We start from the raw sequence: 25,349 nt of genomic DNA on the forward strand, positions 1-25,349 counted from the left end.
GTCAAGTAGGTGTGGTCTCCACGTCTGAGCCCTCAGTGGCTCACGACGTCCCGTACCGTGCCGAGACGTGATAGACCCCTCCGCCCCAGCCGTCCTCGGGGAAGGCGTCGGTCACGCGGATGTAGACCGCCTTGTCCGGGCCGAGGTGAGGCGTTAGATCGAGGGTGTGGTCCGCCTTGTTCGACCCGTCCCTGATGGGCTCGTCCTCGGTCATGACGGTGGTCCAGCTCGCGCCGTCGGGCCCGACGTCGACCACGTATTGGTTGTCGATGGTCAGCGTCGCCTCGGCCGAGGTCGCCTCGGCCGGGAACGGGAACTTGTAGACGAAGTGGCTGGTGCCGTCGGCGAACCGGCTCCCCGACTGGCTCAGGCCCGAGCCCCCGGCGTCCCAGAGCCACGCGACCTCCTGCGTCGTCCCGGCGTCGAAGTCGACGACGCTCGCCACCTGGACGGTGACCCGCGTGGTGTAGCTGAGCCCCGGCCTCGCGGTGACCCGCACGGTCAGGGGGTAGCTGCCGTCCTCGGCGTCGGCGGGCACCGTGACCTCGAGCGGGACGTTCGCCCGGGCCGGGGTGCCATCGCCTGCGGGCACCAGCTCGACCCGGCTCCGAGCCGGGTCCACCACCCAGCCATCCGGCGCGCTGACCTGCACGCCCGCGCGCACGGGGAGCTGCCCTGCCGACGTCGCCGCTACCTCGACCTCCGTCCGCACCTGTGATGTGGCTCCCGGGCTCGGCATCACCACCAGCTGGGCCGGCGACATGGTGGCGGACAGCGACCGGCTGGGCGCGTCCACCGGCACCGCTGCGATCAGCGCGCTCAGCGCACTGGCCTGGCTGCGCCAGTCGAAGACGTTGGGGCTCTCGGCGCTCGACGCGCCGGCCCAGCGCAGGCCCAGCCGCTCGGAGGAGTCGCGGTCGTTCGCCCAGATGGTCTCGGCCTGCCGGTCCACGAACTCCTGGTAGCGCGCCTCGCCGGTGGTGTCGGCCAGCTCCATCAGGTACCGCATGAAGATGCCCTTGAACTGCTTCTGGTTGTCGTCGCAGCTCCGGCCCACCGGGTCGCAGGACTCGGTCAGCACGCCGTCTGTCACCAGCGCGCCGGAACCGAGCGCGGCGTCGGCCAGCCGGCGCGCGGTGCCGAGCAGCTCCGGGTCGCCCGTGGCTCGGTAGAGCTCCAGCGCGGCACCGATGCCGAGGCCCTGGTTGTAGCTCCACACCGTGTCGCCGTTGTTGGCGCAGCTGTCGGTCAGCCCGTCGTTGACCAGGCCGTTGGCGTTGATCAAACCGCTGGCGACGTACCAGTCCCAGGCCTCCTGGGATCGCCCCAGCCAGACCGTGTCACCCGGGATGCGATTGTGCAGCTCGGCGGTCAGGCGGATCCACTGGCCGTTGGTGACGGCATTCTTGTACGTCCGCTCCTCGTTCCACCAGATGCCGCCGCCGCAGGTGCTCGGGTCCCAGAACCCGTGCATGAAGTCGGCGATGGTCCCCGCCATGTCGAGGTACTTCTGGTCACCGGTCAGGTCGTAGGCGGTGACCCAGTTCAGCGCCCACCACCCGGCGTCGTCGATGGCGCGGCTGGTGAAGTTGCCGTAGATCTCGTCGGTGGAGCGCTCCCCGGCCGGGAACGGGCCCTTGTTGGTCTCGAAGCTGTGGTCCAGCTCGTCGACGTAGCTCCGGTCGCCGGTGCGTTCCATGTAGTCGCCGATGGTCTGCAGCGCGACGGCGGAGTTCCACCAGCTCGACGGGAACCACGCCTTCTGCTCGTCGTAGGAATCCAGCAGCACCTCGGTGGCGACCCGGGCACGCGCCACGTCGGTCGCGCCGGTTTCGCTCGCCGTATCGCGCGAGGCCATATCCCTCGAACCGGCGTCCCTCGAACCGGCGTCCCTCGAACCGGTATCGCCGGAGCCGGTATCGGCCGAGCCCGCCTCCCTCGTATCGGAGGCGACGGAAGCCTCCGGCGGCGGTCCCGCCTGCGCGACGGCGATCGGCTGGAGGCCGACGACCACGGCGAGGGCGATCAGGACATGTCGGATCCGACGCAGCATCAGATGGCTCCTCCCCCGGGCGCGACACTGCGTCCCGGATTCACCCCAAAACTTACATTAGGAAAGGGTGGAATGCACCCATCTGCCCGATCGACTGCACCGATCGACCGAGGCGCGGATCCGTGTTCATCAGCCCGACCCTGCATGGGCTCGCGTCGCATCCCCTCTCCCGTCCGTGGCAGGTCCTGGACGACGGCGACGACCGCCGATCTCGGGACCTCCGAGACAGGGATGTGCCGACCGCCGATGAGCGACTCCGGGGTCCGGCGAGCGAACGCGAGGTAGGGGCGACCGGCTGCGCGAACATGTGCTTACGCGAGCGGCAGAAAAAGGGCGAGTGTCAGTGGTCGACTATAGAATCGAACAGACGTCCGCAGGGATGGGATGCATCCGTAGACTTATTGTTCGAAAGTGAAAGGAGGCGGGCTGTATGGACGACGCGCTCCCGAACGGCATGTTCCTGGACGTCACCCGCACGGCTGACCACGAGAACACTGACGGTGGCGACGCTGACGGTGGCGACACTGACCGCGGCGACGCGGTGCCCCGCGACGCACCGTTCGACGATCTGCCGCCGTATGACTGTCTGATGCCCGTCTGGGAGGCGGACGCCGGCGCACGTCCGGACCGGGAGCCGGACGGGCCGCCACCGGACTGGCCACCGGATGTTGTGCCGATCGTGTTGTGGCCGGCCGAGACCCTGCAAACGGCGTTGCGGGGCGTGCCGGGTGTGCAGCTCGCGCGGGTGGTGGCCGAGGTCACTGACCCGGAGACCGGTCTGCTCGCCGACCTGTCTGACGACGCCCTGGGCGACCTGGTCGTCGCGTCGGGTCGCCTGCAGTCGTGGGCGGCGGGCGTACAAGCCCGCGTGGTCGCCGAGCGTGCCACCCGAGAGAGCCACCCGTTGGCACACAACTCGCTGGTCGGGCAGGTCACCAGCGAGCTGGTCGTGACCGAGCCCGAAGCGACCGAGGTCGTGGTCCGGGCAGAGTCCGGCGCCCAGCACCCGAGCGTGATCCAGGCCCTGGTCGCGGGCCGGATCGACGTACGCAAGGCGCACACCCTGCTCCGCTCCGCCACCCAGCTGACCGTGGCCGAGCGCGCCGAGGCGATCCGCCGGTACCTGCCCCACGCGCCACGACGGACGTGGAAGTGGCTGCAGCACAAGATGCTCGCGTTCGCGAAGAACCGGCACGGCGCCGCCCAGACTGCGAAGGCCGAGGCGGCCCGACGGTCCGTGCACGTGGACCGGGCGGAGAACGACATGGGCTGGCTGTCCGCGTACCTGCCCGCGACCGACGCCGCAGCCGTCTGGGGCGTCGTGGACGACATGGCCCACCAGCTCCGCCACGCCACCGGCGAGGACCGCACCCTGGGACAACTGCGCGCCGACTCCCTGACCGGCATCATCACCGGCCGGCTGCTGCCCGCCGACCGCTTCACCGACCCCTGCACCGAGACCGACACAGAGACCGAGACGGAGACAGAGACCAGGACCGAGTCCGGCCCTCGCACGGACAACGGCACGGAAGCCGGCACGGACACGAACGGCACGGACACGAACGGCACGGGATCCGACGCCGCGGACGTGCCGGTGTGCACGTGCGGCGGCAAGGCACCCGTCCAACAAGTCGTCGTGCAGGAAATCGTGCAACCCGTGCGGATCACACCGACCCGCCCCGTCATCCGGGTCACCATCCCGGCCAGCACCCTCCTCGGCCTGAACGACGCCCCAGGCGACCTGGCCGGATACGGACCCATCCCCGCCGAGACCGCTGCAGCCATCGCCCAGGACGCGACCTGGCAACGCCTGCTCACCGACCCCGTCACCGGGATCCTGACCGACTACTCCACCACCACCTACCAACCCGGCAAAGTGAACCGGCCCGGGTTCCTTGCCGCTACTTTGCGGGTTCGGGCTCGCGGGTGAGGGCCTGGTAGTGGAGCGTTTCGAACTCTATCGGGGTGAGCATCCCGAGTGTGCCGTGCAGGCGTCGGTTGTTGTACCAGTCGACCCAGCCGGCGGTCGCGTACTCGACGTCCGCGAGGGTGCGGTAGGGGCCGGCGTGGAACACGGTGGTGCGGATGCACTCGGCCTTGTAGAGGCCGTTGATGGTTTCCATGAGGGCGTTGTCGTAGGCGTCGCCCACGGTCCCGATCGACGGGTTGATGCCTTCCAGGGCGAGGTGCTCGGTCAGACGAATCGCTGTGTACTGGGATCCGGCATCGCTGTGGTGGATCAAAGCCCCAGGTGAGACAGGGTTTCCTTCCCTCTCGCGTTGCCACAGTGCGATCCGCAGCGGGGTCATGACCAGGCCGACCTTCTTGCTGGAGCTGGCGTGCCAGCCCACGATCCGCTGGGCGAACACGTCCACGACGAACGCGACGTAGACGAACCCGGCCCAGGTGCGGACGTAGGTGAAGTCGGTGACCCACACACGGTTGGGTGCGGGGGCCGTGAAGTCACGGCTGAGCAGGTCACCGGCACGTTTCCCGTCCGGGCTCGGAATAGTGGTGCGTAGTCTCTTCGCCCGGACGACACCCTGGAGACCCAGGGTCCGCATCGCCCGGTCGACCGCGCCACGAGACGTACCGGCCAGGCCGTGCTGCCGGCGCAGCAGGGCGAGCCATTTCCGTCGCCCGTACAGGCCCTCCGGAGTCATCTGCCTGCGTCCCGTGGTCTCGTTGAACGTCCACGCCAGATCGCGGATCGTGTCCTCGACCACGGCGTCGGTGATCGTGCGGTCCGCGATACGGGCCGGGCGCTTCCAGGCCCGGTAGGTCCTCGCAGCGATCTGCAGGCCCTGCTGGCGCAGGACCCTCAGGATCGACTCGACTGCGTAAACCTGGTTCCTCATCTCGTCGATGAACGCGCAGATCAGCGGTTGCGGGGGTCGAGCTCCCCCGCGAAGAAAATCGAGGCCTTGCGCAGGATCTCGTTGTCTTCCCGCAACCGCTTGACCTCGGCCTTCAACCGCCTGACCTCCGCGGACTCCTCGCTGGTGACACCGGGCCGGGTTCCGTCATCGACGTCAGCCTGGGCCAGCCAACGCCGCACCGACTCCTTCGAGACACCTTCCTGACGAGCCACCGCTGCCACCGCCGCGGTCAAGGTGGGGTACTCCTGCTGGTGCTCACGCACCAGCCGCACGCACCTCGCACGCAGCTGGGGATCGATCTTCTTCGGCATGCTGTTCATCCTTCCGGACTCAAACAGCAGCGGCATCAAACCCGGACCGGTTCAAAGTCCTACGCGCAGCCGTCGAAGCCCGCGACAAGACCTGCACCTTCGGCTGGTGCGACACCACGGCCAGCCAATGCGACCTGGACCACATCCAACCCTTCAACCACGACCACAACAACGACCAGGCCACGACCACGAACACGCACGAGAACACGAGCACGAACGAGAACAGGAGCAAGAACAGGAGCAAGGACGCCGGACAGGAACAGACCCGCGCCCACAACCTCCACCCCCTGTGCCGCAAGCACCACCTCCTCAAAACCCACGCCGGCTGGGGCATCGTCCGCGACCCCGACACCGGCATCACCACCTGGACCACCCCCACCGGACGCACCCACACCCGACCACCCACCGTCCTGGACACCCACATCGACCTCGACGACATCGACCCCGACACCAGCCACGACCTCACCCTCCGAGCACTCACCGGGCAGCGCCTACCCCGCCCCTACCAGGCAACCGAACCAGGAGCCGTACCGCCCGACACGACAACAGACCAGCCCGCCGATCCGAGCGAACCACCCTTCTGAGCAAGGACAGCTTCTGAGCAAGGACAGCTCTGAGCAGGACAGCACCACTCGACGGCAAGGCGGCTCGAAGGTCGGCCAGCTCGACGGGCAAGGCGGGACGGACAGGGCTCAGCGCGTCGAGCTGCCCGGCACCAGCTCGGTCGGCAGCGTCACCTTCGTGACCTGGCCGACGTCGCGGACCTGCGCGAGGACGAGGGCTACGGCCTCATGGCCCATCCGTGCCTCGTCCTGCCGGATGTGGGTGAACCGGTAGCGTGCCTTGTCGTAGAACGCGTCCGGGTGATCGAAGCAGACGATGCCGAGGTCGCCCGGCACCGACCGCCCGGCACGCTGCGCGGCTTCGCGCAGCAGGACGGCGATGTTGTACTCGGTGGCGACCACGCCCGTCAGGCCGGGATTCGTGGCGAGGAACTTCTCGAGCTCGGCGATGTCGTCGTCGGGCGCGACGCCGCTGCCCGGGACCGTCGACCGGACCATCCGGAACTGGTGCGTCGGGTCGAACGGGACGTGCCGCGTGGCGTGCGCGTCGACGACCCCGTCGAGCCGGTCCTGGACCGTCGAGACGGTGCTCGCCGCCGACACCAGGCCCACGTGGTCGTACCCCGCGGCGAAGAGCACCTCGGCGGCCTGCCGGCCCGCGGAGACGTTGTCGGAGCAGACCGACGAGACGGGGACGCCGTCGAACACACGGTCCAGGATGGCGACCGGGAACGACTGGGTGATCAGCTCCAGGACGGCCGGCGGCACGTACTGGGAGGAGCTCGGTTCGAGGATCAGCCCCTGGACGCCGTCGGCGACGAGAGCACGGACCAGGTCGCCCTCCGCCTCACCGTTGCCGAGGCTGCGCTTGACCACGAGGTTGGCGGCAGTGCTCGACGCGTCGAGCAGGCCCGCCAGGACACGCGTGCCGAACGTGTCGTCGAAGTCGGTGAGCACGCACCCGATCAGCGGGGCGGGCCCGCTCGCGGCCGCGGCGTTCGTGGCACTCTCGCTCACCACCACCGTGCCCAGCCGGGGCCGGCGGGTGATGTATCCGTCGGCACGCAGCAGGTCCATCGCGCGCTTGAGCGTGATGGCACTGACCTTGAGCTGCTTGGTCAGCTCGGCCTCGGCGGGCATCCGGTCCCCGACACGGTACGTGCCGGAGTGGATCGCGTCGCGGAGCTTCTCGTACACCTCGAGGTAGAGCGGCTGGCTCACAGATGCCCCTTCACCGGTTGGACGTGACCCATGAATCTACAGCGGGTCACGGCCGTGCCTTGATCGCGGCGCGCAGCTCGAGCGCCATGATGGCGCTGAGCTGGGTCGAGTAGAACACCGGTGGCTGGGCGGGACGGCGCCAGTCGTCGCCCGCCAGCAGGTGGCCATCACGCCGGCCCGTGTCCCAGAGGAGGTCCGTACTCGACCGGACGAAGTCCAGCACGGGCGCGGCTTCGGGCGACGCCGGCCCGATCCGGTCCAAGAGCGTGCCCAGGTACCGGTAGAGCACACCCTTGAAGAGGCCCTCGTCTCCCCCGCCGCCCTCGCTGCCGACGACGCCGTCCGGCGCGAGCTCGGCCAGTGCCGTCGTGGCCGTCCGCAGCGCCCGGCCGGTCAGCTCCCGGCCGGTCAGCTCGGGCAGCACCTCCTCCAGCGCGACGGCCGCCCCGACGTAGAGCCCTTGGTTGTAGGTGAAGCGCCACTGGGTGTCGACGCGACCGTCGCCCTCCCGGTTGATCCCGTCCTCGACGAACCCGTCGGGCCCCACGAGCGTGGCGGTGATCCAGTCGAAGGCCACCGTGCCGTACTCCAGGTACCTCGGGTCCGGCTCGTGCCGGTACAGGCGGGCCGACAGGATGGCGAACGGGCCGTTGGCCGGCGTGTTCTTGTAGTACGGCTGCTGCTTGCGCCACGCGACGCTCGCGCCGTGGGTCTCGTTCCACCCGTGCTCGACGACGTGCTCCCAGATCGCGCGGGCGTCGTCAAGGGGCTCGGCCCGTCCCGTGGCGCGCGCCAGCCGTTCGAGGGCCAGCGCGTACCAGAGCATGTCGTCGAAGTAGTCGTTGAACAGCGACCCCCCGTTCCGGGCGCGGAGGTTGGCGCTCGCCACCTCCGCCGCCGTCAGCCACTCCTGGTCCCCGGTCCGGCCGAAGGCGTCGAGCCGCACGTCGATGACGTGGGCCAGCCACCAGTAGTTGAACGTCGAGTTGTCCGCGGCCGGGTAGGTGTTGGCGAGCAGCTGCGGCTCGGCCGCGCCGAAGAAGTGGTCCAGGCTGCGCTGGGCCAGGTCGGCGCGGGCGGGCCAGGGATTCGCATGCGTCATAGGTCTCCTCGGGTGTCCCCTCCGGTCACTGCGCGTTGTCGGCCAGGATCCGGTCGCCGAGCTCCTGGGCCTCGTCCAACGCCGTCTGCGCGTCGATCTCGCCGCCGAGGAACCGCTCCAGCGCGGGGATGAGCGCCTTGCCCTCGACGTCGGAGGAGCCCGGCGTGTTCGACCGCACCTCGGCGTACTCCATGGTCTCGATGAACGCCTGGTACCGGTCGTCCTTCGTGAAGTACGGGTCGTTGGCGGCCTCCATGTTCGCGGGGATCCAGCCGGAGATCTTCGCGAAGTCGACGCTGTTGGCCGGCTGGGTGGTCCACCACTTCATGAACTCCCAGGCGCCGTCGGGGTTCTGCGCACCCTGCGGGATGACCAGTCCGAAGCCGCCCATCCCCGCGCCCTGGTCGCCGTCCGGGCCGACGGGCGGCTGCACGATGCTGTAGTTCACGCCCGCCTCGTCCAGCGCGGTCAGCGCCCACGGCCCGTCGTACTTGATCGTTAGCTTGCCCTCGGCGAACGAGTCGACGCCCTCGCCGAAGCCGGGCTCGTACACGCCGGCGTCCAGCAGGCCCTTCCAGAACTCGAGCACCTCCAGGCCCTCCGGGCTGTTGAACGCGGTGCTGGTCCCGTCGTCGCTGAACATCTGGCCACCCGCCTGCTTCAGCCACATGTTGAACAGGCCCGGGTCGTCCAGCGCGAAGCCGGCGATGCTCAGCTTCCCGCCGTCCCGCTCGGTGACGGCCTCGGCGGCCGCCTTCAGCTCGGCCCAGTCCGTGGGCGGTTCGACGTCGGCCGCCTTCAGCAGGTCGGCGTTGTAGAAGAGGGACCGGTTGTCGACGAGCAGCGGGAGTCCGTAGGTCTCACCGTCGACGACGAGCTCGCCCATCGCCTGGTCGTAGAACTGCGTGACGTCGACACCGTCGGCCTCGATGTACTCGTCGAGCGGCGCGAGCGCATTCTTCGGGACGTACAGCGGCGTGGCGAACCGGTCCCACAGGACGACGTCGGGCACGCTGCCGGACGCGAGCGCCGTGAGCAGCTTCTCCTCGACGAGCTCCTGACCGACGTACTTGACCTCGTACTCGTCCTGCGACTCGTTGAAGGCGTCCGCCTGCTTCTGCAGCTGCTTGGCCTGGTCCCCGGACCAGGAGCCCCAGAAGGTGACCTGTTCGGTCCCGCCGTCTGAGCCGCCGCCCGACCCGCTGCCGCAAGCGCTCAGGGTCCCGGCCAGTACCGCCGCCGCGGCGAGCGCCCCGGCGATCCGTGTCGAGCTCTTCATGACTCTGCTCCTTTGCAGGGTTTCTCGAACGTTCACTTCGTTCCGGAGTGGGCGAAGTTCTCGATGATGTAGCGCTGCGCGAAGATGAAGACGACTAGCACCGGCAGGCTCGCGAGGATCGTGCCGGCCAGCAGCGGCCCGTACTCCGTCTGGTACTCGTTGACGTACCCGGCGAGGCCCACCTGGACGGTGAGCATCTCGGGATCGTTGAGGGCGATCAGCGGCCACAGGAAGCTGTTCCAGCCGGCCTGGAACGTGAGGACGCCCAGCACGGCCAGGCCTGCCCGGGCCAGCGGCAGGTAGATGTTCCAGAAGATGCGGAACTCGCTCGCGCCGTCGATCCGCGCGGCGTCGCCGAGCTCGTCGGGCAGCGCCTGGAAGAACTGGCGCATGAAGAACACGGCGAACGGCCCGGCGGCGAACGGGATGAGCACGGCGCCGTAGCTGTTGATGAAGCCGGCCCCGCCTTCGCCGAACAGGTCGTTCCCGCCGACCAGCGGGAACCGGCGCAGCACCAGGAAGGTGGGGACCATCGTGATGATGCCGGGCACCATCATGGAGCCGAGGAACAGCGAGAAGACGACGCCGCGGCCGCGGAAGCTCAGCTTCGCCAGGGCGTACCCCGCCAGGCCCCCGAAGAACAGGTTGGTCGCGACCCCGCCGAGCGCGATGATCGCCGAGTTGGTCAGGTAGCGGCCGAAGGGCCCGTCGGTGAACAGGGTCACGTAGTTCGCGAGGGTGGGGCTCTCGGGCAGGAGCTGGAGGTAGGACGAGAGGATCTCGCCCTCGGGTTTGAGGGACGTGGACAGGGTCCAGACCAGCGGCATCACGGTGGTGACGCTGATCAGGACGACGGCGAGCGTCCACACCGACCTGCCGAGGATGCGCCGGGCGGTCGGGGGCCGTTTGTCCGGCGTCGGCCCGGCGGCGGTGATCACGGGACCCGCGGCCGCGGTGCGGGCGGGGGCGGAGCTGGTCTGTGCGCTCATCGGTCTCTCTCCCGTCCGGTGGCGCGGGCGTTGGCGACGGAGAAGACGAGGATCACGAGGAACAGCACGAAGGAGAGTGCCGAGGCGTAGCCCATTTCCAGGCGTCCGAAGCCGCGGTCGTAGATGTAGTAGACGAGCGTGAGCGTCGAGTTCCCGGGTCCGCCCTTGGTGAGCACGTACGCCTGGTCGAACACCTGGAAGGCGGCGATCAGGAGCAGCGTGAGGATAAGGAACGTGGCCCGGGAGATGGCCGGCAGGGTCACGTGCCAGAACACGCGGAAGGCTCCGGCGCCGTCGACGCGGGCGGCGTCGACGAGCTCGCCCGGCACGCCCTGGAGCGCGCCGAGGTAGATGATCATGTTGGCGCCGAAGCCGGCCCAGACGCTCATCATGACGATGGCGATCATCGCCCAGCGGGACTCGTACAGCCACGCCGGCCCGTTGATGCCGAACCAGCCCAGCACGGCGTTGAGCAGGCCGTACTGGGGGTTCAGCAGCCAGAACCAGATGGCGGCGGTGGCGACCGTCGAGGACACGACCGGGATGTAGAAGAGCGTGCGGAACACGCGCGACACGCGGCTGCTGCGGTTGAGCAGCAGTGCCGTGCCGAGCGCCACGACGAGCCCGGCGGGCACGTACAGGACGGTGTAGAGCGCGGTGTTGCGCACGGCGACCCAGAAGATGGGGTCGTCGACGATGCGCGCGTAGTTCGCCAGGCCCACCCACTCGAACTCGCCGATGACCGCGTAGTCGGTCAGGCTCAGGCCGATCGCCATGATCACCGGCAGCAGCAGGAAGATCGCGAACAGCACCACCGGCACGGCGAGGAAGATCCACGCGCTGATCGTCTGCTGGCGCCGGGTGGCGCTGACGGCGGCGCTCATCCCGAGACCACCGGTGCTGCCGCCGGTCTGCCGAACCTCGTCGTCCGGAACCTCATCGTCCGCTCCTTCTGCGCTGCAGGCAGTCGTGCCGACGCTGGCCGACCTGCGTGCAGAGTAGGAGGCCATTACCCCTATGTCAACGTATGGCAATAGAGGTAATGGCCGGAGTCGGTGGTGGACAGAGGCCGATCGACAGAGTCAGTGGACGATGACCGGCTTCACGGTGGCGCCGCGGTGCATGTCGGCGAAGGCGTCGTCGAGCTCGGACAGCTTGTACTGCTTGATGAGCCGCCCGAGCGGGAGCCGGCCGGCTGCGACGAGGTCGACGAGCTGCGGGATGAGCACCCTGGGGTCGGCGTCGCCCATCGTCACGCCGCTGACCGACTTGCCGGGGAGGACCGCCTGGAAGTCCACGGGAATCTCGGTCCCGGGCGGCGGGGCGCCGCAGGTGACCAGGTGGCCGCGTGCGCCGAGCGCCTCGATCGCGGACCTGGCCACGGCCGGCACTCCCGTGGTGTCGAAGGCGTGCGTCAGACCCACGCCGCCGGTGATCTCGGCGATGCGGGCGGCCACGTCCTCGTCCCGCCCGTTGATCGTGTGCGTCGCCCCGAGCTCGGTAGCGAGCTCCAGCCGTTCCGGCACGACGTCGACGGCGATGAGCAGGCCGGGCTCCCGCAGCGCGGCGGCCACCACGCCCGACAGGCCGACCGCTCCCGCGCCGAACACCGCGACGCGGGCGCCGGGGCGCACGCCCAGCGCGTTCCACACCGATCCGAAACCCGTCATCACCCCGCACCCGAGCGGGGCGAGGCTCGCGAGGTCGGCGTCGGCGCCCACGACGACGACGTTGCGCTCCTCCGCCACCGCGTGCCGGGCGAACGACGACTGGGCGAAGAAGTGCCCGCCGATCGGTGCGCCGTCGAGCGAGAGCGTCGCCGAGCCGTCCTCGCGCGCCCCGGCGAACAGGTTCCGCGGCAGCCACGTCGCACAGTAGGCCGGGTGGCCGTCCAGGCACGCCGGGCAGTCCCCGCAGGACGTGTAGCTCAGCACCACCTGGTCCCCGGGAGCGACCGTGGTGACCGCCGAGCCCACCCGCTCCACAATTCCGGCGCCCTCGTGGCCGATCACCCCGGGCAGCGGGAACGGGATGCCGCCTGCCCACACGCCGAGGTCGGTGTGGCAGACACCGGTCGCGACCATCCGCACGAGGACCTCGCGCTCGCGCAGGTCGGCGAGCTCGACGTCCCGCACGGTGAACGGCGTCTGGGGCGCCGTGAGGACGGCCGCCTGGGTCGTGGTGCTCATGCGTCCTCCCCCAGGTCGATGACTATCGACTTGGTGCGCTGGTAGGACGCCAGCGCCTCGGGGCCGTACTCCCGGCCCCACCCCGATGCCTTGACCCCGCCGAACGGCACCGCCGGGTCGAGCACGGCCCAGCCGTTGACCCAGCAGATCCCGGCGTCGAGCCGCTTGGCGACGCGGTGGATCCGCGCGATGTCGGAGGACTGGATGCCCGAGGCCAGGCCGTACGCCGTGCCGTTGGCCATCGCGATGGCCTCCTCCTCCGTGTCGAAGGGCTGGACTGTCAGCACCGGTCCGAACACCTCCTCGCGGACGCACTCGGCGTCCGACGACAGGCCGGCCAGGACCGTGGGCCGGTAGTAGAACCCGCCGCCCAGGTCCGCCGCCTCGCCGCCGCAGATCACCTGCGCGCCCTCCTCGCGCGCGGACTCGACCAGGGCCGAGACCTTGTCGAGCTGCTTCTGGCTGGCGAGCGGCCCGACGACGGTGGCGTCGTCCGTGATGTCGCCGAACGGGACACCGGGGACCGCCTGGCCCAGGATGCCCAGCACGGTCTCGTAGATCGGCCGCTCGACGAGCAGCCGCGGCCCTGCCATGCAGAACTGGCCCGCGTTGAAGACGAAGGCGCCGATCACGGTGCCGATCGCCTTGTCGAGGTCGGCGTCGGCGAACAGGATGTTGGCCGCGTTGCCGCCGAGCTCCGCGGTGAACGGCTTGAGGGTCCGGGCGGCGAGCGCCGCGGCGTGCGCGCCCACCTCGGTCGAGCCGGTGAACGCGACCTTGTCGACCTGGGGATGGGCAACGAGGTGGTCGCCCAGGCTCGCACCCGAGCCCGTCACGACGTTGAAGACGCCGTCGGGGACGCCGGCGTCCTTGAGCACCTGCGCCATGAACAGCGCGCTCAGGGGCGTGTCGCCGGCCGGCTTGTGCACTATCGAGTTTCCGGCGATGAGGGCCGGGGCGATCTTGGTCGAGGACAGGATGAGCGGGAAGTTGAACGGCGTGATCGCCGCGACGACGCCGATCGGCTCCTTGCGGATGTACGCGTGGGCGTTGGCGGGGATCTCGCGCACCGAGCCGTCCAGGTGCTGGCCGAGGCTCGCGGCGTACTCGAACTGCAGGATCGCGTGCTCGGTGTCGACGATGCGCGCGAACGTGATCGGCTTGCCGACGTCGTGGCTCTCCAGCTGCGCGAGCTCCTCGCGGCGCTCCCGAAGGATCTCGACGGCCTTGAGCAGGATCCGCGACCGCTCGCGGCCACTCAGGCGGGACCAGACGCCGGAGTCGAACGACTCGCGGGCGGCGGCGACGGCGGCGTCGACGTCGGTGGTCTGCGCCCAGGCCACGGACGAGATCACGCGGCCCGTGGCCGGGCTGATCACGTCGCGGCGCGCGCCGTCGGCCGCCTCGCGCCACTCGCCGCCGATGAACAGCCGGCCCGGCGGGAACTGGACGCTGTCGGTGACAGCGGGGGGATTGTCGGTGACGGTCATGACTTTCCTCTCATCGTTGAGAAACTTCCAGGCGAAGGGCCCTGCCCTCAGGCCGACGGGGCCGACTGCTGTGCGACCTCCCGGAGCCGTTCGGCGATGAACGCGTAGGTGCGCCGGGCGGTCTCGAGGTCGTCCATGTCGTAGGCGTGGTCCGCCCCCGCGATATCGACGTGGGCGACCAGCGCGCCCACGGCACGGAGCCGGACGGCGTAGGCCTCGCCATCACCGCGGAGCCGGTCAAGCTCGCACGTCAGGACCACCGCGGGCGCGATGCCGGTCAGGTCGGCGTCGTCGGCGGGGTTGGCCGGGGACGCGAGCCGGTCGGAACGCATGGCGGGGTCCGGGATGTAGGCGTTGTCGAACACGTCGCCCATCCAGGGCTTGATCATCGGGTTGGTGCCGGCCGCCACCTTGTCCCGGGCGTGCGTGACCAGGTCGAGCGGCGGGTAGTGGAGGACCTGGAGCCCGATGGCCGGGTCGCCGTGCTCGAGGGCCTGGCGGGCGACGGCCGCAGCGAGCGCGCCGCCGGCGCTCTGGCCGCCGACCGTGAGGCGGATACCGTCCCAGCCGTTGGCGTCCCCGTGCTCGGCGACCCACCGCACCACCTCGTAGGCCTGGTGGGGCGCCGCGGGGAACCGGTGCTGCGGCGCCACGACGTAGTCGACGTTGACGACGACCACCCCCGCCTCGGCGGCGAGGTAGCGGCACAGCGGATCGTCGAGCTGGACGTCGCGCATGACGTAGCCGCCGCCGTGAAAGTTCACGTGCACGGGCGGGTTCGGGGCCTCACCGACGGACGGGCGCTCGGATCGGCCGGCGGGCCGGTAGACGAACGCCCTGGCCGGTCCGAGCGCCGTCGGGACGCTGATCTCCTCGACGTCCGCGGGGTACTCGGGGAACGGCGCCGGCTTGCCGCGCGCGGCCAGCTTGAGGCCGACCGTGGACATGCGCTGCATCCCGAGCGCGACCGCCGAGGCCACGTGGACGCTGCTGAGTACGGACATCTTCGCCATCTTCCTGCGAGTAGGTCTTGGTTGTGAGCGTGATCGTTGCGACTTCACGCCCGTTTTAGGCGCAACGATCACGCCCACAACACAGTCGGTTAGTAGCGGTAGATCGTCTGGGCCGTGTGGACGCCGCGGGGACCGTAGGGCGCCTTCTCGAGCCACGCGGACGCGGCTTCGTTCTGCGGGGCGAGCTCGGCGGCGGCCCGGACCTCCTCGGCCTTCTCGGGCGAGGGGCGCAGGTGCGCCAGCGCCTCCCCCGCGGCGTCCCGGTTGAACAGCGCGGCGGACCGGCGGGCCAGCGCGAACGACTCGACCGCCGTCCACGCGGAGTCCCGGGTGCCCGCGGCGAGCGCCAGGACTACGGCGGACGCGGCCGCCTCGGCATCGGGCACGCCGGAGTTGAGGCCGCGCGCGCCGAACGGCGCGAACAGGTGCGCTGCCTCCCCCGCGAGCAGCACCCGGCGGGCGGGGTCGGCGAAGTCGTGCGCGACGAGCTGAAGGAACTGGTACGTCGAGACCCACGAGGTGTTCTCCGCGTACCCGGCCGGGAGCACCGCGTCGAGCCAGGTGCGCACGCCGTCGGGCGAGGCGAACTTGTCGGCGTCGTCGCCGTCGACGAGCTGCAGGTCGACCCGGTAGCCGCCCGCGAACGGCACGACCAGGACGTTGCGGCCCTGGACCGCCGGGTGGGCGTAGTGGAAGTGCCGCTCCTGGGGCAGGGCAGGCTGCTCGATCTCGGCGACGTCGACGACGATGTACCAGCCGTCGTCGCGCCCGCCCTCCATCCGGGCGCCGATCTGCTTGCGCACGGCGGAGCGCGAGCCGTCCGCGGCGATCACGTACTGCGCCTGCCAGCGGTCGCCACCCAGGGTGGTGATGCGGACGCCGTCGTCGTCGGAGACGACGTCCGTGACCTCCTGCTCCCAGGCGAACTCGACCCCGGCCGCGACCGCGCGCTCGTAGAGGTACCGCTCGGTCTCGACCTGCGGCAGGCTCGTGAAGTGCGGGTACGTCCCCGGCGCGGGGTCGGGGTAGGTCTTGGCGTAGACCTCCTTGCCCTCGTAGAAGGTGCGCTGCGTGTTCCAGTAGACGCCGTGCCCGTACAGCTCGGCGCCGAGCCCTGGGCTGAGCCGGTCGAGGATCTGCAATGTCTGGCTGTGCGTGAAGATCGCGCGGCTGCCCGGCCGCTGCCGCCCGTGCCGCCCGGCCTCCAGGACGGTCACGGGGCGGCCGTACGACCGCAGCGCCAGGGCCGCGGTCAGGCCTACGGGCCCGGCGCCGACCACGAGGGTCTCGCGCTCGCGGACCGCCTCGCCGCTGCGCGCCTGAGGATCAGGAGTTGTGCTGACCATGGTTTTCCTCTCCAGGGGTCCGGGCGACTGCTGGATTCCGGACGACGACGGCGTCCAGGACGACCGGGCCGCGTGCCGTGACCCGCACGGGGTTGAGATCGATCTCGGTGACGTCGTGGTGCTGCGTGAGCACGTCGCTCACGGCGAGCAGGGTGGCGGCGAGCGCCGCGCGATCGACGGGCGGCGCGCCCCGGAAGCCGTCGAGCACCGCGGCCGGCAGGGTGTCGACCATCTCGGCGGCACGTTCGGCCGAGAGCGGTGCGAGGCGCAGCACGGGTTCCGAGCCCGGCCCGCCGACCAGCTCGACGCCGACGCCGCCGAGGCCAAGCAGGACGACGGGCCCGAAGGCGGCGTCGCGGATCCCGCCGACGATGAGCTCGGTGCCGGGCGGGGCCTGCTCCTCGACGAGGTAGCGGCGCTGCGAGGCGCCGTCGATCCTGTCGATCGCGTCGAGGGCCGCGTCCAGCTCGGCGTGGCCGCGCACCCCGGTGTGCACGCCGCCGACGTCGGACTTGTGCAGCACCGCCGCGTCGAGGACCTTGACGACCACCGGCCGGTCCGGGCCGCCGAGCTCGTCCAGGGCGGCGTGGGCGGCGGCCCGGTCCGCGGCTGCCCGACGGCGCATGGTGGTCAGACCGTGGGCCTCGAAGAGCGACTTGGCCGTGTCCTCGTCCAGCGCACTGTCCTCGTCCAGCGCCCCGAGGGTCCGCGTCGCCGGCACGGGCGGCGCGTCGACGACGGCGCGGGCGGCGGCGTCCGTGACCAGCGCGGCCAGGCCGGTCGCGAGGTCGCCGGGGCTGGAGTACAGCGGGACGCCGATCCGGTCCAGCCGCTCGCGGCGCCGCTCGATCGCGGCGGCGGGGCCGCCCGTCGCATAGAGCACCCGGCCGGCGGTGCCCTCGACGGCGGCCACCGGGTCGAGGACACCGGGCTCGTCGAGGGCGTAGACGCCGACGGCGTCGATCCCGGGCTCGGCGGCGACGAGGCGCAGTATGTCGGGGAACGTGGCCGACGGCCGCCCGGTGTCCACGGGGTTGCGCTGGTAGGTCAGCGGCGGCAGCAGGTCGCCGAGCCGGTCGAGCGTGACGGGCGCCAGCTCCGGCACCCGCACGCCCTTGGCACCGAGCGCGTCGGCGACGACGAGACCGGGCCCGGCCTGGCCGGTGAGCACCGCGACGCCGGTCGTGGACCGGGGCGCCGCGGGCAGCCGCACGGACCGCAGCGCCTGGAGGGCAGCGACCATCTCGTCGAGGTCGTCGACGACGACCGCCCCCGCCTGTGCAAGGGCGGCGCGGGTCAGCGCGTACGACCCGGTGAGGGATCCCGTGTGCGACCTGGCGAAGTCGCCGACGTCGGAGCGCCCGACCTTGAAGGCGACCACGGGCTTGCGGGCCGTGACGCGGCGCAGGGCCGCGACCAGGGCGTCGCCGTCGGTGATGCCCTCGACGTGCAGGCCGACGGCGGTGGTCGTGTCGTCGTCCGCGAAGAAGTCCAGCATCGACGCGAAGCCGACATCGGCCGCGTTGCCCAGGCCCACGCCGAGGCGCAGGCCGATGCCGGCGCGCTCCAGGAGGAAGGCGATCGCCAGGTTGATGCCGCCGGACTGCGCGACGATCCCCACCGTGCCGGGCCGCAGCCCGGCGGCCGCGGGCATGAAGTTGGCGAACACACCGTCGACCGGGTTCATGAAGCCGGAAGTGTTGGGGCCGAGCAGCCGGACGCCGCCACGCCGGGCGGCCTCGACCGTCCGCTGCTGCAGCTCGTGGCCCTCGGGACCGCTCTCGGCGAAGCCGCCCGCGCACACGACGGCGGCTCGCACGCCCGCGGCCGCCGCCTCCTCGATCGCGCCCGGGACGGCGTGGGGCGGGATCACGAGGACGGCGAGGTCCGCCGGGCCGGACAGCTCGCCCAGACCGGTCACTGCCGTGCGGCCGAGGATCGTGCCGCCGCGGGGGTTGACCGGGTACAGCTCGCCGGCGAATCCGGTGAGGGCCTGCATCATCGCGTGGCCGGCCTTGTCGGGGCTGGCCGAGGCGCCGACCACGGCGATGCTGCGGGGGCGCAGCAGGGCGTCGAGGTCGTGGGTCACGGCGTTCACCGGCGCGTTCCGCGCGGCGTTCATCGCGCACCCGGGCGGCGGCCGTAGGGGATCGCGCCGTCGTCGGTCACGGGGACGTCGAGCCGGCCGAGCCGGTCGATCTCGACGGCCACCCGCTGGCCCGCGGCGATCGGCCCGACCCCGGCGGGGGTGCCCGTCGCGATGACGTCCCCGGGGTACAGGGTCATGACGTGGCTCGTGTACGCGACGAGCTCGGCGACGTCGAAGATCAGCTCCTTGGTCGCCACCCGCTGGCGCAGCTCGCCACCCACCCAGCAGCGCAGCCCCAGCTCGCCCGGGTCACCGACCTCGTCCGTCGTGGTGATCCACGGGCCGAACGGCGTGAACGTGTCGAACGACTTTCGGGTCGAACGGTCCTCGGTGGACCGCACGGTGATGTCCAGGACCGGGGCGTAGCCGAGCACGTGATCGAGGGCCTGGGCGGCGTCCACACGGCTCGCCGTCCGCCCGATGACGACGCCGAGCTCGCCCTCCTGGTCGGTGCGCACGTCGGTGTACGGGAGACGGATCGCCTCGTCGGGGCCGATCACCGACGAGCTCGCCTTGAGGAACACGCCGTATTCGGCGATCGTCTTCTGCTCGCTCATCTCGGCCTTGTGGTCGAGGTAGTTCACCGGAGCGCCGACCACCTTGCCCGGGCGGGCGATCGGCGCGGCGAGCCGGGCTCCGTCGAGCGGGCGGGTCGGCAGCTCCGTCAGCGGCAGGGCGGCCAGCTCGGCGAGCGTGCCGCCACGCTCGAGGAACGCGAGCAGCGGACCACCCGCTCCGGACCCGGCCACGCCCAGGGCATCGGTCAGGTCGACGAGACGGTCCCGCACGACGGCGTGCAGGCGGGCGTCGACGGTGCTGGCTAACCTCATCGTCAGGTGCTCCTTCGGTAATGTGACATAACCATCGGCGGTCGGAGTACGGTATGTCAAGCATCGAGTTCCGACCACAGGAAGGCGACCTATGACGAAGGCGACCAGAGCCGACGGCAACGCTGACGGCAGAGACCACCCCCGCCTGCCCCGCACCCGCCAGGGCTCACCGCCGAGCCTGCTGCTGACCCTGCTGGGCGACTACTGGTGGGGACACGCCGAGCCGCTGCCCTCGGCGGCGCTCGTCGAGCTGCTCGCCGACTTCGGCGTCAGCGACGTCGCCGCCCGGGCCGCGCTGAGCCGGATGGTCAAGCACGGGCTCCTCGAGACCGCCCGCTCCGGCCGCAACACCTTCCACGGGCTCACGCCGCGCGCCCAGACGGTGCTGAGCGACGGAGCCGCCCGGATCTTCAGCTTCGGCGCCGACGACGGCGAGCCCTGGGACGGCCGCTGGAGCGTCGTCGCGTTCTCGGTGCCCGAGGCCAACCGCTCGGTCCGCGAGGCGCTGCGCACGCGCCTGCGGTGGCTCGGCTTCGCGCCGCTCTACGACGCCCTGTGGGTCTCGCCCCACGAGCACCACGCCGAGGCGCTGGCCGAGCTTGTCGAGCTCGGGGTCACGGCGGCCACGGCCTTCGTTGCGACCGCGCCCGACCTGCCCGCGACCGTGCCGCCGCAGAGCGCCTGGGACCTCGACGGCCTGGCCGGCCTGTACCAGGCGTTCGTCGATACCTGGGAGCCGACCCACGCCGCGCTCGGGCGGGGATCGATCGACCCCGTCGACGCGCTCGTGCGGCGCACCGAGCTCATGGACGCCTGGCGCGCCTTCCCCGGCCTCGACCCGGACCTGCCCGCGTCGCTCCTACCGCCGGGCTGGCCCCGGCCCCGGGCCCGCGAGCTGTTCCTCGACACCTACGAGCGGCTCGGCGTCCCCGCCTCGGCGCGCGTGCGCGAGGTCATCGCCCGCCACGCGCCCGAGCTCGCCGACCACGTGGCCCAGCGCTCCACCCCGGCCGCGCCACCCGCCCCGACCGGCCCGACGGTCAGGTGACGAGCGCAGCCCGTAGCTCCTCCGGTACCGCACACGGGCGGCCGTCGTCGTCGACGTGGACGCATGTGGTCGTGCCCTCCACGCAGCTCACGCCGGCTCGCAGCACGCGCCAGCGGTAGGTGACCGACGTCCGGCCGACCGCCGAGGCCTCGATCTCGACGACCGCCTCGTCGCCGAACCGGAGGGGTCCGAGGAAGTCCACCTCCAGCCGGCGGCGCGGGAACCGGGTGAGCTCGCCCCCGGTGAGCCCGGACAGGCCGAGCGACCGGAGCAGCTGGTGCTCCGCCCGCTCGGCCCACCGGAGGGCGGCCGTGTGATGGATGCGGCCGCCCGCGTCCGTGTCGGCGAACTCGACACGGACGGGCTCACTGTGCCGTGCCACCGACGGCGCCACCGGCCGGAACGCCGTCCTCCAGCGGGGGCAGCGTGATGCCGCTCGTCTGCCCGGACGGTGCGAAGACCGACGGCCAGGCCTCCGCGATCGCCTCGGCCGACCAGCCGCCGTCGCGGTAGGTCACGGCGAGCTCCTCGGGGTACGAGTACAGCGACAGCTTGTCGCCGCCGACGCCGATCGCCTGCCCCGTCACCTCGGCGCTGGCGTCCGAGGCGAGCCACACGACCAGCGGCGCCACGTCCTCCGGACCGCCGAGCGCGTGCTCCTGGCGGACGACGCGCGGCAGGGTCTCGCCGCGCTCGTACGCCTCGGCGACCTCCCGGTACACGGGGATGGTCGCGGTCATCGCGGTGATCGCCGTCGGGATCACGACGTTCACCGTCACCTGCGCGCGCGCCAGCTCGAGCGACCACGTGCGGGCCATCGCGACGACGCCGGCCTTGGCCGCCGCGTAGCTCGTCTGCCCGAAGTTGCCATGCTGCCCGGCCGGGGACCCGACCACGACGATCCGGCCGCCCTCGCCCTGCTCGCGCAGGCGGGCCGCCGCCGCGCGCACGGTCGTGAACGTCCCGCGCAGATGGGTGGCCACGACGACGTCGAAGTCGTCGTCCGTCATCTTCCACAGCACGCGGTCGCGGATCACGCCCGCGTTGGCCACGAGCACGTCGAGCCGGCCGAACTCCTCGACCGCGGTCCGCACGAGCAGGTCGGCGGTGTCCGTCGGGCCCACGGGGGCGACGACGGCGACCGCCGCGCCCCCCGCCTCGGTGATCGCCTCGACGGCGCGCTCCGCGGCGGCGCCGTCGACGTCGTTCACCACCACCCGCGCGCCCGCCTCGGCGAGCGCCCTGGCGTAGGCCAGCCCGAGGCCCTGCCCGCTGCCGGTGACGATCGCAACCTTCCCGGCCAGGGTGATCTCCGCGCTCATGTCCTGCCCGCTCATCCGAGGAACCTCAGGACCATCACGGCGACGGCGGCCGGCTTGGCCTGGTCCTCCACCTCGAAGACGCTCTCGAAGACCGTCTGGTACCCGCCGGGCACCTCGGTGACCTCGCGCAGCGTGGACACCACCCGGATCCGCGCCCCGACCCGTACCGGGGCCGGGAACCGCAGCCGGTCGAGGCCGTAGTTGACGCCGGTCGCCACGCCCGTGACCTCGACGATCTCGGCCATCAGCGGGACGACGAGGCTCAGCGTGAAGTAGCCGTGCACGATGGTCCCGCCGAACGGTGACCGTGCGGCGGCGTCGGGGTCGACGTGGATGGGGTTGTGGTCGCCGGTGAGCTCGGCGAAGTCGTTGACCTCCTCCTGGGACACGGTGTGCCACGACGACGGGCCGAACACCGTCCCGACGTGCTCGGGCAGGTCGGCCAGGGCCACCCGCGTCGGGGCTGTCGCCGTCTCGGGCGTGGTTGGTGCTGGGGTCATCGGCTCGCTCGCAATCGAGGTAGGTGGTTCGGTGAGAAGGCTTGGGTGGGGGCGGCGGGTAGAGCTATCCGTCGACCCGGACCACGACGGCCCCGGCGGAGTCGCCCGCGGCGCAGCCCGTGAACAGCCCCGTGCCGCCACCCCGCGCGTGCAGGGCGTGGATCAGCTCGGTGATCGCCCGGGCGCCCGTCGGCCCCTGGGGGTGGCCGTAGACGAGCGACGACCCGTAGGGGTTCATCCGCTCGAGCGGGTAGCCCATCTGCTCGGAGAGCCAGAGATCGTTCACCGCGAACGGGTTGTGCGTGGTGACGACGTCGACGTCCGACATGCTGATCCCGGCGTCCGCCAGTGCGACCCGGGCGGCCTCGACGGGGGCCTTGGGCATGTACGCGGGCTCGGCGCGGCCGAACCCGGTCGCCACGATCTGCGCCGTGACGCCGTCCCGCCCGATCTCCCGGGCCCGGTCGGCCGTCGCGACGACGACCCCGGCGCAGCCGTCGGCGGGGTGGGTCTGCGCACCGTAGGTGACCACTCCCCCCGGCTTGACGGGCGACAGCTTGGCCAGCCCCTCGGCGGTGGTCGGGAAGACGCCGTGGTCCTCCTCGACCCAGGCCACTCCCTTCCCGTCCCTCCCGCCCTTTGTCCCCGGGATGCGCACGGGCACCATGTACTCGCGCTGCACGGCGCGGTCGTCGGCGAGCGAGCTCACGTACTGCTCGTAGCGCAGCAGTGCCACGTCGTCGACCTGCTCGCGTGTGTATCCGCCGTCGAGGGCGGTGTTCTCCGCGGTGTCGTTCATGCTCTGGCCGGTGGTCGGATCGAGCTTCATGGGGTCGAGCACCCAGTGCTCGGCCAGCGGTGCGCCACCGGCGCTGCGCTGGCTGGAGTAGAGCATGAGCGGGCCGTTGCTGGTCCGGTCGGTGATGACGCCGATGGTCGTGGCGTGCGCGCCGAGCTCGACCTGGGTGGCCAGGTGCTCCACGACCACCGCCGACGTCGCGCAGGCCCGCGAGAGCCACGGCCCGCCGTACTGGCCGGCGCCCAGCCGCCGGGACACGAGGGTCACGCCGTAGAACCCGTACTGCTGGGGCACTGTGCAGCCGAGCGTCCACTCGGTGATCTCCTCGGGCGGCAGCCCGCGGGCCTCCAGCGCGCGGCCGGTGACGTCCACGGCCATGTCGAGGCTGTTCACCTCCGCCAGCGGGCCCTGCCACTTGGCGAACGGCGAGGTCCAGCTCAGGCCGAAGGGGATGTGCGCGTCGCGGAATCTCATGTGTGCTGACCTGCCTCCAGCTCGGTGGCCTCTAGTTCGGGGACTCGGGTGCGCAGGGTGCGCATGTCGAGCTTTCCGCTCGGGCTGCGGTCCAGGGCGTCGACGAAGAAGACCTTTCGCGGCTTCTTGTAGCCGGCGAGCCGCCGTCCGACCTCCTCCTGGACCTGCTCCGCGGTGAGCGACGTGCCGGGTGCGGTGACGACGTACGCGGTGACGACCTCGCCCCACCGGGGGTCGGGCGCGCCGAAGACGACGACGTCGGTCACGCCCGGCATGGCCACCAGGACGGCCTCGACCTCGCCGGTGAAGACCTTCTCGCCGCCCGTGTTGACCACCGCGGAACCGCGGCCGAGCAGCTCGACCAGGCCGTCACCGAGGACCCGGACGTGGTCCCCCGGCATGACGTACCGGACGCCGTTGATGACGGGATACGCCTCGGCGGTCCGCTCCGGGTCGCCGTCGTAGCCGAGCGGCATCTGCCCGCGGTACGCCAGGACGCCGGTCGCGCCGGGGACGTCCTGGACCTCGCGGAGCTCGGCGTCGAACACGACGGTGCCGGGGGCGAGCCGCGGGTGGCACGGGATGTCCTGCGGCCCGCGGACCACGCCGTAGGCGAACGGGCCGCCCTCGCTCGAGCCGAAGATGTCGACCAGCGTCGCCCGGGGGGCGCGGGTCACGAGCCGCAGCTTGAGGTCGTCGGACCACGCCATACCCGAGCTGAGCACCGTGGTCAGGCTGGACACGTCGAGCCCGGCACCGTCGGGCGAGTCGAGCACGTCGACGAGCGGCCCGACGACGGCGTTGCCCGCCACGATCAGCCGGGTCACCCGCCGTTCGTGGATGGTCCGGGCTGCCACCAGCGGGTCGTAGCTCGCCGACGGCAGAAAGATCACGCACCCGCCGAGCACCAGCGCGTTCATCACGTTGAACAGCGCGGTCGCGTGCATGAGGGGGGTCAGCGGCAGGGTCACGGTCGGCGGGAGGTCCGTGCGCGCGGCGATGCGCGTCACCTCGTCGAGGTCCTCGGGGACGGCGACGGGCAGCGAGCCGTAGATCGAGAACAGCTGGCTGTCGAACAGGTTCCCGTGGGTCCAGACGACAGCCTTGGGAGTGCCTGTCGTACCGCCCGTGAACATGAAGATCTGGTGATCCGGCGAGAGCGGCTGGGGGTCGAGCGGCTCGGCGTCCAGCGCGGTGGCGAACGACCGGCCGGGCGCAGTGGGGCTGTCGTCGTCGGGGACTCGGTCCTCGTCAGGCGCTCGGCCCTCGTCAGACACCGTGAGCACGAGGCCCGGCAGCGGGACGTGCCGGCCGGCGTCGCGCACGTGCCGGCCGAGGCTGGTCGGGTGGACGAGGGCGTCGGCACGCGAGGTGCGCAGCAGGTCGGCGAGCTCGCGGCCCTGGTAGCGGAAGTTGATGTTGACGGGGATCGCGCCGATCTTGTACGCCGCGTACACGGTCACCAGGTACTCGACGCGGTTGTACATGAAGATCGCGACGCGCGACCCGGCGCCGAGCCCCTCGGCGCGCAGCGTGCCGGCGACCCGGGCCGCGGCGTCGTCCAGGTCGCGGTAGGTCATGGTGCGACCATCGGCGACGACGGCGGGCCGGTCAGGGCACGCGCGGGCGACGGACTCCCAGATGGTGGCGTAGTTGGCTCGGCTCAGGTCTTTGCTCGGGGTCGGCTGGTCCACTGCTCACATCCTTGTGGGCGGGCCGCGGCCGGCTTCTGGGTCTCAGGCGAGGCTCAGGCAGCCGGACGTCGGCGAGGCTTCGATCGTGCCCCACCTCC

Annotated in this window: 21 protein-coding genes; 2 read left to right on the plus strand and 19 right to left on the minus strand. The window is 71.4% G+C overall.

Annotated elements, in window-relative coordinates:
* Nucleotides 1-40 precede the first annotated feature (40 nt).
* Nucleotides 41-2,053 carry a glycoside hydrolase family 76 protein gene (locus EW117_RS22710; protein ID WP_129788977.1) on the minus strand — a complete coding sequence of 671 codons (2,013 nt, stop codon included), beginning with the start codon at nucleotides 2,051-2,053 and terminating at the stop codon, nucleotides 41-43.
* A gap of 430 nt (nucleotides 2,054-2,483) precedes the next feature.
* On the opposite strand from EW117_RS22710, the gene EW117_RS22715 reads away from it, so the two are divergent.
* Nucleotides 2,484-3,983, plus strand: coding sequence for a 13E12 repeat family protein (locus EW117_RS22715; RefSeq protein WP_242504468.1), 1,500 nt, complete (start codon nucleotides 2,484-2,486; stop codon nucleotides 3,981-3,983).
* Here the strand turns inward: EW117_RS22715 and EW117_RS22720 are convergent.
* From EW117_RS22720 to EW117_RS22780, 13 genes are all read right to left on the minus strand, one after another.
* A protein-coding gene (locus EW117_RS22720; protein ID WP_129788978.1) for an IS3 family transposase occupies nucleotides 3,955-5,243 on the minus strand; the annotation gives its coding sequence in 2 pieces (ribosomal slippage) (nucleotides 3,955-4,970 and nucleotides 4,970-5,243; 1,290 coding nt in all). The two genes, EW117_RS22715 and EW117_RS22720, sit on opposite strands and share 29 nt — an antisense overlap.
* A gap of 59 nt (nucleotides 5,244-5,302) precedes the next feature.
* Nucleotides 5,303-5,701, minus strand: a complete 399-nt coding sequence (locus EW117_RS29525; protein ID WP_165362827.1) for a hypothetical protein — start codon at nucleotides 5,699-5,701, stop codon at nucleotides 5,303-5,305.
* A gap of 234 nt (nucleotides 5,702-5,935) precedes the next feature.
* A complete protein-coding gene (locus tag EW117_RS22730) occupies nucleotides 5,936-7,027 on the minus strand; it encodes a GntR family transcriptional regulator (RefSeq protein WP_129788979.1) in 1,092 nt (363 codons plus the stop codon).
* Nucleotides 7,028-7,073: 46 nt separating this feature from the next.
* Nucleotides 7,074-8,129, minus strand: coding sequence for a glycoside hydrolase family 76 protein (locus EW117_RS22735; RefSeq protein ID WP_129788980.1), 1,056 nt, complete (start codon nucleotides 8,127-8,129; stop codon nucleotides 7,074-7,076).
* A gap of 25 nt (nucleotides 8,130-8,154) precedes the next feature.
* Nucleotides 8,155-9,408, minus strand: a complete 1,254-nt coding sequence (locus tag EW117_RS22740) for an ABC transporter substrate-binding protein (RefSeq protein ID WP_165362828.1) — start codon at nucleotides 9,406-9,408, stop codon at nucleotides 8,155-8,157.
* 32 nt (nucleotides 9,409-9,440) lie between these two features.
* Entirely contained in the window at nucleotides 9,441-10,397 is a 957-nt protein-coding gene (locus tag EW117_RS22745; RefSeq protein WP_242504469.1) for a carbohydrate ABC transporter permease, read from the minus strand.
* A complete protein-coding gene (locus EW117_RS22750) occupies nucleotides 10,394-11,281 on the minus strand; it encodes a carbohydrate ABC transporter permease (protein WP_129788981.1) in 888 nt (295 codons plus the stop codon). Before EW117_RS22750 ends, EW117_RS22745 begins: the two co-directional genes overlap by 4 nt.
* A gap of 198 nt (nucleotides 11,282-11,479) precedes the next feature.
* Nucleotides 11,480-12,586, minus strand: a complete 1,107-nt coding sequence (locus EW117_RS22755) for an NAD(P)-dependent alcohol dehydrogenase (protein ID WP_129788982.1) — start codon at nucleotides 12,584-12,586, stop codon at nucleotides 11,480-11,482.
* Nucleotides 12,583-14,076 carry an aldehyde dehydrogenase family protein gene (locus EW117_RS22760; RefSeq protein ID WP_129788983.1) on the minus strand — a complete coding sequence of 498 codons (1,494 nt, stop codon included), beginning with the start codon at nucleotides 14,074-14,076 and terminating at the stop codon, nucleotides 12,583-12,585. The genes EW117_RS22755 and EW117_RS22760 overlap by 4 nt, the downstream gene beginning before the upstream one ends.
* A 47-nt stretch (nucleotides 14,077-14,123) precedes the next feature.
* Nucleotides 14,124-15,080 (minus strand): alpha/beta hydrolase fold domain-containing protein, encoded by a 957-nt coding sequence (locus EW117_RS22765; RefSeq protein ID WP_129788984.1) that lies wholly within the window; start codon nucleotides 15,078-15,080, stop codon nucleotides 14,124-14,126.
* Nucleotides 15,081-15,178: 98 nt separating this feature from the next.
* On the minus strand, nucleotides 15,179-16,435 hold the full coding sequence (locus EW117_RS22770; RefSeq protein WP_129788985.1) for an FAD-dependent monooxygenase: 1,257 nt from the start codon (nucleotides 16,433-16,435) through the stop codon (nucleotides 15,179-15,181).
* Entirely contained in the window at nucleotides 16,416-18,557 is a 2,142-nt protein-coding gene (locus tag EW117_RS22775; protein ID WP_129788986.1) for an acetate--CoA ligase family protein, read from the minus strand. Before EW117_RS22775 ends, EW117_RS22770 begins: the two co-directional genes overlap by 20 nt.
* Nucleotides 18,554-19,414, minus strand: coding sequence for a fumarylacetoacetate hydrolase family protein (locus EW117_RS22780; RefSeq protein ID WP_129788987.1), 861 nt, complete (start codon nucleotides 19,412-19,414; stop codon nucleotides 18,554-18,556). The genes EW117_RS22775 and EW117_RS22780 overlap by 4 nt, the downstream gene beginning before the upstream one ends.
* Nucleotides 19,415-19,505: 91 nt before the next feature.
* Here EW117_RS22780 and EW117_RS22785 point away from each other — a divergent pair, with 91 nt between their 5' ends.
* Nucleotides 19,506-20,462: a PaaX family transcriptional regulator gene (locus tag EW117_RS22785; protein WP_129788988.1), complete on the plus strand. Its 957-nt coding sequence runs from the start codon at nucleotides 19,506-19,508 to the stop codon at nucleotides 20,460-20,462.
* Here EW117_RS22785 and EW117_RS22790 read toward each other — a convergent pair.
* The 5 genes from EW117_RS22790 to EW117_RS22810 all read right to left on the minus strand — a co-directional run bounded on the left by EW117_RS22790 (nucleotide 20,455) and on the right by EW117_RS22810 (nucleotide 25,251).
* On the minus strand, nucleotides 20,455-20,844 hold the full coding sequence (locus EW117_RS22790) for an acyl-CoA thioesterase (protein WP_129788989.1): 390 nt from the start codon (nucleotides 20,842-20,844) through the stop codon (nucleotides 20,455-20,457). The genes EW117_RS22785 and EW117_RS22790 overlap by 8 nt on opposite strands.
* Entirely contained in the window at nucleotides 20,828-21,799 is a 972-nt protein-coding gene (locus EW117_RS22795) for an SDR family NAD(P)-dependent oxidoreductase (RefSeq protein WP_479725115.1), read from the minus strand. The genes EW117_RS22790 and EW117_RS22795 overlap by 17 nt, the downstream gene beginning before the upstream one ends.
* Nucleotides 21,796-22,284, minus strand: coding sequence for a MaoC family dehydratase (locus tag EW117_RS22800; RefSeq protein WP_129788990.1), 489 nt, complete (start codon nucleotides 22,282-22,284; stop codon nucleotides 21,796-21,798). The genes EW117_RS22795 and EW117_RS22800 overlap by 4 nt, the downstream gene beginning before the upstream one ends.
* A 64-nt stretch (nucleotides 22,285-22,348) precedes the next feature.
* Nucleotides 22,349-23,557, minus strand: coding sequence for a thiolase family protein (locus EW117_RS22805; protein WP_129788991.1), 1,209 nt, complete (start codon nucleotides 23,555-23,557; stop codon nucleotides 22,349-22,351).
* Nucleotides 23,554-25,251 carry an AMP-binding protein gene (locus tag EW117_RS22810; protein ID WP_129788992.1) on the minus strand — a complete coding sequence of 566 codons (1,698 nt, stop codon included), beginning with the start codon at nucleotides 25,249-25,251 and terminating at the stop codon, nucleotides 23,554-23,556. Before EW117_RS22810 ends, EW117_RS22805 begins: the two co-directional genes overlap by 4 nt.
* Nucleotides 25,252-25,349: the final 98 nt, after the last annotated feature.

This window comes from Promicromonospora panici (genome assembly GCF_900608595.1).
GTDB lineage: Bacteria > Actinomycetota > Actinomycetes > Actinomycetales > Cellulomonadaceae > Promicromonospora > Promicromonospora panici.